At 72.2% G+C, this 10692-nt stretch carries 2 protein-coding genes; both read left to right on the forward strand.

Annotation, left to right across the window (positions count from 1 at the left end):
- The first annotated feature begins 3 nt into the window (after positions 1–3).
- Entirely contained in the window at positions 4–6207 is a 6204-nt protein-coding gene (locus BU52_RS01235; RefSeq protein WP_200881136.1) for a non-ribosomal peptide synthetase, read from the forward strand.
- A gap of 2 nt (positions 6208–6209) precedes the next feature.
- Positions 6210–10685: a non-ribosomal peptide synthetase gene (locus tag BU52_RS01240; RefSeq protein WP_235216235.1), complete on the forward strand. Its 4476-nt coding sequence runs from the start codon at positions 6210–6212 to the stop codon at positions 10683–10685.
- Positions 10686–10692 lie beyond the last annotated feature (7 nt).

The raw sequence follows: 10692 nt of genomic DNA on the forward strand, positions 1-10692 counted from the left end.
TCCGTGCTGTCCACGCCGACGGTGCCGGAGCTGTTCGCCCGTCAGGCGGAGCGGACGCCCGAGGCGGTGGCCGTGGTCGACGGGGACCGGTTCGTGACCTACCGGCAGCTGGACGAACTCGCGGGCCGGCTGGCCGGGCGGCTGATCGGCCGGGGCGTCCGCCGTGGCGACCGTGTGGCGGTCCTCATGGAGCGCTCGGCGGACCTGGTGGTGACGCTGCTCGCCGTATGGAAGGCGGGAGCGGCGTACGTGCCGGTGGACGCTGCCCATCCCGCGCCGCGGGTGGCGTTCGTGGTCGCGGACTCGGGTGCGTCCTTGATGGCATGTTCGGCCGCGACGGCCGGCCGCGTGCCGGAGGGGGTCGAGCCGGTCGTCGTCACGGACGAGGGCCGGGGCGACGCGTCGGCGGTCCCGGTGTCTCCCGGGGACCTGGCGTACGTGATGTACACCTCCGGGTCGACGGGGACACCCAAGGGAGTGGCCGTCCCGCACCGGAGCGTCGCGGAGCTGGCGGGGAATCCCGGCTGGGCGGTGAAACCCGGTGACGCGATCCTCATGCACGCGCCCCACGCCTTCGACGCGTCCCTCTTCGAGATCTGGGTGCCGCTTGTCTCGGGTGCCCGTGTGGTGATCGCTGAGCCGGGCGCAGTGGACGCCCGACGTCTGCGGGAGGCGATCGCGGCCGGCGTCACGAAGGTGCATCTGACGGCGGGCAGCTTCCGCGCGCTGGCCGAGGAGTCGTCGGAATCCTTCGCCGGGCTCCAGGAGGTGCTGACGGGCGGCGACGTGGTGCCCGCACACGCGGTGGAGAAGGTGAGAAAGGCGGTCCCCCAGGCACGGATCCGGCATCTGTACGGTCCGACGGAGACGACGCTGTGCGCGACGTGGCACCTGCTCCAGCCGAGCGAGGCGCTGGGTCCCGTGCTGCCGATCGGTCGTCCGCTTCCGGGCCGCCGGGCCCAGGTGCTCGACGCGTCGCTGCGGCCCCTGCCGCCGGGAGTGGTCGGTGACCTCTATCTCTCGGGCGCCGGCCTTGCGGACGGCTACCTGGACCGGGCTGCGCTGACGGCGGAGCGGTTCGTGGCGGATCCGTCCGTACCCGGCGGCCGGATGTACCGGACGGGGGACCTTGTCCAGTGGACCGCCGACGGCGAGCTGTTGTTCGTGGGCAGAGCCGACGACCAGGTGAAGATCCGCGGGTTCCGGATCGAGCCCGGTGAGATCGAGGCCGCGCTGACCGCCCAGCCGGATGTCCACGAGGCCGTCGTGGTGGCGATCGACGGACGCCTGATCGGCTACGCGGTGACGGACGTGGATCCCGTCGTCCTGCGTGAGCGTCTCGGGGCGACGCTGCCGGAGTACATGGTCCCGGCTGTCGTGATCACGCTGGACGGGCTTCCGCTGACCCGCAACGGCAAGGTGGACCGGGCGGCGCTGCCGGCGCCCGTCTTCGGGACGAACGCGGCGGGTCGCGAACCCGCCACCGAGGCCGAGCGCGTCCTGAGCTCCCTGTTCGCCGAACTGCTCAGCCTGGACCGGGTCGGTGTCGACGAGAGTTTCTTCGCCCTGGGCGGCGACTCGATCGTCGCCATGCGGCTGGCGGCGCGCGCGTCCAGGGCCGGTCTGCTGGTGACGCCCTCGCAGATCTTCAACGAGAGGACCCCCGCACGGTTGGCGGCCGTGGCGCGTGACGCGGCCGCCGACACCCCCGGCACCCCCGACGGCCGTCCCCTGATCGCCCTCACCGCGGAGGAGGAGGCGGAGCTGGCGATCGCCGTACCTGGTGCCGAGGAGGTCTGGCCGCTCGCCCCACTCCAGGAGGGGCTGCTCTTCCAGTCGACCCTCGAGGAGGAGGGCCTCGACATCTATCAGGCGCAGTGGATCCTGGAGCTGAACGGGCCGTTGGACGTGGCCCGGCTCCGGGCCGCATGGGAAGCGGTCTTCGCGCGGCGCGCCGAGCTCAGGGTGAGCTTCGTCCGGCTCGCGTCCGGGAAGACGCTCCAGGCCGTCGCCGGACACGTCGTCCTGCCCTGGCGGGAGGTCGACCTCACCGGCGTGAGCGACGCCGAGGCGGCCGTCCAGGCCCTCGCCCGGCAGGAACAGGAACAGCGATTCGACCTGGCCGCGGGCCCCCTGTTCCGGCTGCTGCTGGTCCGGTTCGGCGAGGACCGGCACCGCCTGCTGGTCGTCCACCACCACATCCTGACCGACGGCTGGTCGGTGGCGGCCATCCTCAACGAGGTGACCGAGGCGTACGAGGGCGGCGGTCGGCTCCCGGAGCGGATCGGCGCGGCATCCTACCGGGACTACCTGGCCTGGCTGGGTCGGCAGGACAAGGACGCGGCACGCGCTGCCTGGCAGGCGGAGCTGTCCGGCCTCGACGAGCACGCGTCGATCGCGAAGACGGCGGCCGGGACGGGATACGAGTACCGCATCGCCTACGTCGTGCCGGAGCTCCACACCCGGTTGACGCAGGTGGCCCGTGACCACGGGCTGACGCTGAACACGCTGGTGCAGGGCGCGTGGGCGATGGTGCTGGCCCGGCTCGCGCGGCGCACCGAGGTGGTGTTCGGCACCACGGTCGCCTGCCGGCCCGCGGAGCTTCCGGGGGTGGAGTCGATGCCCGGGCTCATGATGAACACCGTGCCGGTCCGGGTGTCGCTCGACGGCGGGCAGACGGTCGCCGATCTGCTGACCGGTCTGCAGCGGCGGCAGGCGGCCCTGATCCCGCATCAGCACCTGGGACTGCCGGAGATCCAGAAGGTGGCCGGGCCGGGCGCGAAGTTCGACACGCTGCTCGTCTTCGAGAACTACCCGCGGGACTTCGCCGACCAGTTCACCTATCTGGGCACGGTCGAGGGGACCCACTATCCGCTGACCGTCGGCATCATCCCGGGGGACCACCTCAGGATCCAGCTCGCCTACCGGCACGGGCAGATCGAGGAAACCGTCGCCGAGTCCACGCTGGGATGGTTCGTCGGCGCCCTCGGCGCGGTGGCCGCCGACCCTTCCGGGTTGGTGGGGCGTGCCGGAATGGGCGGGGGCCGGGTGAGCGGCCCGGCCGCGGCGCCGGCGGCGAGGGAGTCCCTGCCGGTGCTGGTGGCGCGGGTCGTTCAGGAGCGGCCGCACGAGACGGCGGTGGTGGACGGCGACGGCGAGCTGACCTTCGGGGAGCTCTGGGAACAGGCGTCTGCGCTGGCCGCCGTGCTGAGGGCCCGCGGGGTCGGACCGGAGTCCCGGGTGGGCCTCGCCGTGGGGCGGTCGGCGTGGTGGGTGGTCGGGATGCTGGGGGTGTCGCTGGCCGGAGGCGCGTTCGTTCCGGTGGATCCCGCGTATCCGGCCGAGCGCGTGAGCCTGCTTCTGGGCGACGCGGATCCCGTGCTGGTCGTGTGCGACGGGAAGGCACGGGACGCGGTGCCCGAGGAGTTCGCCGACCGGTCGCTGGTGATCGACGAGGTCGATCTCTCGGCGGTCCCGGATGCGGAGTTGCCGCGGGTGGGGCCCGACGACGTGGCGTATGTGATCTATACGTCGGGGTCGACGGGAACCCCGAAGGGTGTCGTCGTCACCCACGCGGGCCTGGGCAATCTGGCGGCGGCGCAGATCGACCGGTTCGCTGTCTCGCCGTCGTCACGGGTCCTGCAGTTCGCGGCGCTCGGCTTCGACGCCACGGTCTCGGAGGCGCTGATGGCGCTGCTCTCGGGGGCGACGCTGGTGATGGCACCGAAGCAGGACCTGCCGCCGCGGGTGTCGCTGGCCGAGGCACTGGAGCGGTGGGACGTCACCCATGTGACGGTTCCGCCGTCGGTGCTCGCCACGGCCGACGTGCTGCCGGAGAGCCTGGAGACGGTGGTGGTGGCAGGGGAGGCCTGCCCGCCGGGCCTCGCGGACCGCTGGTCCGAGGGACGACGGCTGATCAACGCCTACGGGCCGACCGAGGCCACGGTGTGTGCCGCGATGAGCATGCCGTTGACGGCGGGCCGGGACGTGGTCCCGATCGGGGAGCCGATCGCGGGAAGCCGCTGCCACGTACTGGACGCGTTCCTTCGGCCGTTGCCGCCGGGGGTCACCGGTGAGCTCTACGTGTCGGGGATCGGGTTGGCCCGTGGCTACCTGGGCCGTGCGGCGCTGACGGCGGAACGATTCGTCGCCGATCCCTTCGTCCCCGGTGAGCGGATGTACCGGACAGGAGACCTGGCCCACCTGACGAGCAGCGGTGAGCTGGTGTTCGCCGGGCGGGCCGATGACCAGGTGAAGCTCCGTGGGTTCCGGATCGAGCCCGGCGAGATCGAGTCCGTGCTGTCCGGCCACCCGCAGGTCGCTCAAGCGGCTGTGACCGTCCGGGACGACCGCCTTCTGGCCCATGTGTCGCCGACCGAGGTCGATCCGCACGCGGTACGGGAGTACCTCGCCTCCCGGCTGCCCCAGCACATGGTGCCCGCCGTGGTGGTGCTGGAAGCGCTGCCCACCACCCCGAACGGGAAGATCGACCGCAGCGCGCTGCCCGACCCCGATCGCGCTGCCGGGACCGTCGGCCGAGAACCGGTCACGGAGCTCGAACAGGTGCTGTGCCGGCTGTTCGCCGAGGTGCTCGGCCTGGAGCGGGTCAGCGTGGACGACGGCTTCTTCGAGCGGGGCGGAGACTCGATCACCTCCATGCAACTGGTGGCGCGGGCGCGGCGGGAAGGACTGGCCCTCGCCGCGCAGGACGTCTTCGAGCTGAGGACGCCGGAGGAACTCGCACGGCTGGCGGCCCGGTCGCCTCTGCCGGAACGCCTCCGGCCCGCGACGGCCGACGGTACGGGCGAGGTGCCGTGGACGCCGGTGATGCGAACGCTGGGCGACCGGATCACCGGTGCGGGATTCGCGCAGTGGGTGGTTGTGGGCGCACCCGCGGATCTGGGTGAGGGGATCCTGGCCGCCGCGCTGGCCGCCCTGGTCGACACCCACGACATGTTGCGAGCACGGGTGGAGCGGGGACGCCTGATCGTAGGTGAACGTGGCTCCGTGGACACGGCCGGTCGGGTCCGGAGGGTGGGGCTCGACGGAGGCTCGCTGGACGAGGCCGTGGAGGCCGCGGTGCGGGACGCGGTGGGACGGCTGGACCCGGAGACGGGCGTGATGGTGCAGGCGGTGTGGGTGGACGCCGGGCCGGAACGGGTGGGCCGATTGGTGATGGCGGTGCACCACATGGCCGTCGACGGCGTGTCCTGGCGGATTCTGGTGCCGGATCTGCGGGCGGCGTGCGAGGCGGTCCTGGCGGGACGGACCCCTGCGCTGGAGCCGGTGGCGGTGCCGTTCCGGCGGTGGGCGAGCCTGCTGGTGGAGTGGGCGACGTCCGCGGAGCGGGTCGGCGAACTGCCGGCGTGGCAGGCGATCCTGAGCCAGGTGGACCGGCCGGTCGACGGGCGGCAGGGGAGCACGGGGAGTGTGGGCTCACGGTCGTGGGTCATGGCGGGAGCCGAGGCGTCGGCACTGCTGGGACGTGTTCCGGGGCTGTTCTTCTGCGGGGTCCACGAGATACTGCTCGCGGGGTTGGCGGGGGCGGTGGCGCGCTGCTTCGGCGGCCGTGTGGTGCTGGTGGACGTGGAGAGTCACGGCCGTCACGCGGTCGGCGGGCTGGATCTGTCCCGGACGGTCGGCTGGTTCACCAGCGTGCACCCGGTGCGCCTGGACGTCTCGGGGATCGACCTGGCGTCCGGGGATCTGGTCAAGGCGGTGAAGGAGCAGTCACGGGCGGTGCCTGATGACGGGCTCGGTCACGGGCTGTTGCGCCATCTGAACGCCGCGACGGGGCCGGTGCTGGAGGCCATGCCGTCGCCCTGGATCGGATTCAACTACATGGGCCGGTTCGCCGTGGGCGAGCAGAACGACGTGGCGGAGTGGCAGCAGGCCGGTGACATCGGCGGTTCCCTGGACCCGGCCATGGCACTGCCGCATGCGCTGCAGGTCGACGTGGTCGTCCGGGACATGCCGCAGGGCCCGGAACTGAGGCTCATGGCGAGCTGGCAGGCCGGCCTCCTCGAAGAGGCCGAGATCGAACGGTTCGGTCGGATGTGGCGGGACACGCTGTCCGGCCTGGCCCACCTGGCGGACGACTCCTCGGCCGGGGGGCACACCGCGTCCGACTTCGACCTTCTCGACCTCGATCAGGACGAGATCGAGGGTTTTGAAGCCATAGCGACGGACTTCGGCGGAGGTCGGTAACCGTGACCGCAACGACTACGTCTCCTGGATCGGCGCTCGCCGAGATCTGGCCGCTGTCCCCGATGCAGGAGGGAATGCTCTACCACTCCTCCTTCGACGACGCGGCCCCCGACATCTACGTCATCCAGCAGACCCAGATCATCGACCAGCCGCTGGACACCGAGCGGCTCCGGACGTCTTGGCAGGCCCTCCTCGACCGGCACCCGACGCTCCGGGCGTCCTTCCACCGACGGAAGTCCGGCGAGACGGTCCAGCTCATTGCTCGGGATGTCCAACTTCCCTGGACAGAGCGCGACTTGTCCGGCCTGAGCGAGGACGACGCGATGGCCGAGGTCAGCGTGATCGCGCAGAAGGAGCGCGCCAGGGGGTTCGACCTGACGCGGCCTCCGCTGCTGCGGCTGACGCTCATCCGGCTCGGTGCGAAGCGGCACTGTCTCGTGACGACGAGCCACCACCTGCTCATGGACGGGTGGTCGCGGGCGATCCTCGAGTCCGAACTCCTCGAGATCTACGCGGCCGGCGGAGTCGTGTCGGGTCTGCGGTCGGCGGCCTCCTACCGGAACCATCTGGCATGGCTGGGGAGGCAGGACAAGGACGCCGCCCGGGCGGCATGGCGCGCGGAACTGGCCGGTGCCGACGGATCATCGGCGCTCAGCATCTCCGAACGGCCCGGCCGGGCACCGGAACTGCCGGTCCGGGAGGTGATCCGCCATTCACCGGCCTCCACCTCCGCCCTGACGGAGTTCGCCCGCGGCCATGGGCTGACGATGAACACGGTGGTGCAGGGGGCGTGGGCGCTGGTGCTGGCCCGACTGGCGCGCCGCCAGGACGTGATGTTCGGCGCGACGGTCTCCGGGCGCCCGGCGGACCTGCCGGGCGTGGAGGGCATGGTGGGGCTGTTCATCAACACCGTGCCGGTGCGCGTGCGGCTGGACGGCGGCAGAACGGTCATGGAGACGCTGACGGAGCTGCAGGAGCGGCAGTCCACGCTGATCGCGCACCAGCATCTCGGGCTCCCGGAGATCCAGAAGCTCGGCGGGGCGGGTCTGGACACGCTCGTGGTGTTCGAGAACTACGTCGATCCCGCGGTGGGCTCGAAGTCCCCGCGCGCTCTCGGCCTCACCCTGCAAGAGTTCCACCAGGCGTCCCCCTACGCGATCACTCTGGGCGTCATGCCGGGTGAGAGCATCGAGATCGAACTGCAGTACCAGCCGGAGATCGTCGACGCCGGAGTCGCCGAGGCCGCTCTCCACGGGCTCGTCCGCGTCCTGGACCAGATGATCGCGGAGCCGGGCGCGCCGGTGGGCCGCCTGACCCTGCTGGGCGACGCCGAACGCGAGCGGGTGGTCGAGCGGTGGAACGAGACGGGCGACCCGATCGCCGCGCCGTCGGCGGTGGATCTCTTCCTCCGGCAGGTGGAGAGGGCCCCGGACGCGACGGCGATGACGGCCGGGGGACGAAGCTGGTCGTTCGCGGAGCTCGACGAGTGGTCGGGCCGGCTGGCGCGGGTACTGAAGGACCGGGGCGTGCGACGTGGTGACCGCGTCGGTGTCCTGCTGGAGCGTTCGCCGGACGTAGTGGCGGCATGGCTCGGGGTGTGGAAGGCGGGAGCGGCGTTCGTGCCCGTCGACCCGGACTACCCGGCGGACCGGGTCGCGTTCATGATGTCCGACGCCGCGGTCGCCGCCGTGGTGTGCGGTGCGGGGACCGCGGCCGTTGTGCCCTCGGGCCACGTGCTCGTCACGATGGACGATGCCGTCGACGGTGAGACCTCGCTGGTCCCGGTCGGGGCGGACGACCTGGCGTACGTGATGTACACCTCGGGATCGACCGGGACACCCAAGGGCGTCGCCGTCGCGCACGGCGGCGTCGCGGCCCTCGCGGGAGACCCGGGGTGGGGCGTCGGAGCGGGCGACACCGTGCTGATGCACGCGCCGCACACCTTCGACGCGTCCCTGTACGACCTCTGGGTGCCGCTCGTGTCGGGTGCGCGGGTGCTGCTCGCCGAGCCGGGCGTGGTCGACGCGGAGCGCCTCGCCGCTCATGTCGCAGAGGGCCTGACCTCCGTGAACTTCACGGCGGGTCAGTTCCGGGCGCTGGTCCAGGAGTCGCCGGAGTCGTTCTCGGGGCTGCGCGATGTGCTGGCGGGCGGCGACGTGGTGCCGCTCGGTGAGGTGGAGCGGGTCCGGCGGGCCTGCCCCGAGCTGGTCGTCTGGCACACGTACGGCCCGACGGAGACCACCCTGTGTGCGACCTGGAAGGCGATCGAGCCCAGCGACCGGCTGGGATCGGTCCTGCCGATCGGCCGCCCACTGCCGGGCCGGCGGCTGTACGTGCTGGATGTCTTCCTGCGTCCGTTGCCGCCGGGCGTCGAGGGCGATCTCTACATCGCGGGCGCGGGGGTGGCGCACGGCTATCTGGACCGTCCCGGGCTGACGGCGGAACGGTTCGTCGCGGACCCGTTCGCCTCCGGTGAGCGCATGTACCGGACGGGCGACGTCGCGTACTGGACGGACGAGGGCGAGCTGGTGTACGCCGGGCGCGCCGACAACCAGGTGAAGATCCGCGGCTACCGTGTGGAGCCGGGCGAGATCGAGGCGGTGCTGGCTGAGCGGCCGGGCGTCGACCAGGCCGTGGTGGTGGCACGTGAAGGACGCCTGATCGGCTATGTCGTGTCCGGCGGCGACGTCGACCCGGAAGGGCTGCGCGAGGACGTCGCCAGGGCGCTGCCCGGCTACATGGTGCCGGCGGCGGTGCTGGTCCTCGACGCGCTGCCGGTGACGGCCAACGGCAAGGTGGACCGGGCGGCGCTGCCGGACCCCGACTTCGGCGGACGCGTCACCGGCCGGGAACCGGTCACCGACGCCGAGCGGGCGCTGTGCGCGCTGTTCGCCGAGGTTCTCGACCTGGATCGGGTCGGCGCGGATGACAGCTTCTTCGAGTTGGGCGGGGACTCCATCACCTCGATGCAGCTGGCGGCGCGGGCCCGCCGCGCCGGAATGGTCTTCGGCGCGCGTGAGGTGTTCGAGCACAGGACCCCGGCGGGAATCGCCGGGATCCTCGACCTGGACGGCGGGTCGGCCGAACCGCCCGAGGACACGGGAGACGTCGCCCGGACGCCGATGACGAAGGTCTGGGGGCCGGGGGCCGCGCGGTGGGTGACCGTCGGCGCGCCCGGTGACCTGTCGGTGGACACGCTGGCGGCCGGGCTGAGCGTGGTGATCGACGCCCACGACATGTTGCGGAGCCGGACCGTCGGGGCCGGGACGCCCCGGATGGTCGTGTCCGGCAGGGGCGCGGTGGACGCCGCGCATCTGATCGAGCGGGTCGAGGCGGACACCGGTGACCTCGACGACGTCGCGGAGCGGTGCGCTCGGGAGGCGGCCGGTCGGCTGGATCCTGCCGCGGGCGTGATGGTCCGTGCGGTGTGGGTGGACGCGGGACCCGGTCGTGTCGGACGGCTCGTGCTGGTGGCGCACCCCGCGGTGGTCGACGCGAGGTCGTGGGAGATCCTGCTGCGCGACCTGAGGGCTGCCTGTGAGGCGGTCGCCGCGGGCAGGGAGCCGTCCGTCGACCCGGTGGACGTCTCGTTCCGGCGATGGGCGGCCGCATTGGCGGAGCAGGCGACCTCCGCGGAACGCGTCGCGGAACTGACCGGGTGGACGGCGCTCCTCGACGGAGAGGAGCCACGGCTGGGCGAGCCCGGCACCGGCTCGCCCGCGGGACGCCGATCATGGACCTTGCCGAAGGACCGCGCCGGTGCGCTCGCGGAGCAGGTCACCTCGGCCTTCCACTGTGGTGTCCACGAGGTGCTGCTCACGGGCCTGGCGGGCGCGGTGGCGCGTTGGCGAGGAGGCCACGTGGTGCTGGTGGACGTGGAGGACCACGGCCGTCATCCGGTGGGCGGGATGGATCCGTCCCGGACGGTGGGCCGGTTCACGAGCGTGCATCCGGTGCGGCTGGACGTGGGCGGGATCGACCCGGCGTCCGGGTCGTTGCTGAAGGCGGTGAAGGAGCAGTCGAGGGCGGTGCCCGGCGACGGGCTCGGCTATGGGTTGCTGCGCCATCTGAACGGCGAAACGGGACCGGTGCTGGAAGCCTCGCCTTCGCCTCGGATCGGGTTCGTCTACCTGGGCCGGTCCGCCACGGCCGAGGTGCGGGAGTGGCAGCGGTCCGGAGGGATCGGCCATTCGTCGGACCCGGACATGAGGCCGTCACACGCCCTGGAGGCGGAGGCGGCCGTCCGGGAAACGCCGGACGGCCTGGAACTGACGCTCACGGTGGCCTGGCCGGCCGGACTCTTCCCGGAGGCCGAGGTCGAACGCTTCGGCCGGCTGTGGCTGGACGAGTTGTCCGCCCTGGCCCGTCTGGTGAGTGACTCTTCCGCCGGTGGGCACACCGCGTCCGATTTCGACCTCCTCGACCTGAACCAGGACGAGATCGAGGAACTCGAAGCCGAGTTCGACGACGACCTTTAAGCCTTTT

Origin of the sequence: Streptomyces toyocaensis (assembly GCF_000725125.1) — a bacterium.
GTDB lineage: Bacteria > Actinomycetota > Actinomycetes > Streptomycetales > Streptomycetaceae > Streptomyces > Streptomyces toyocaensis.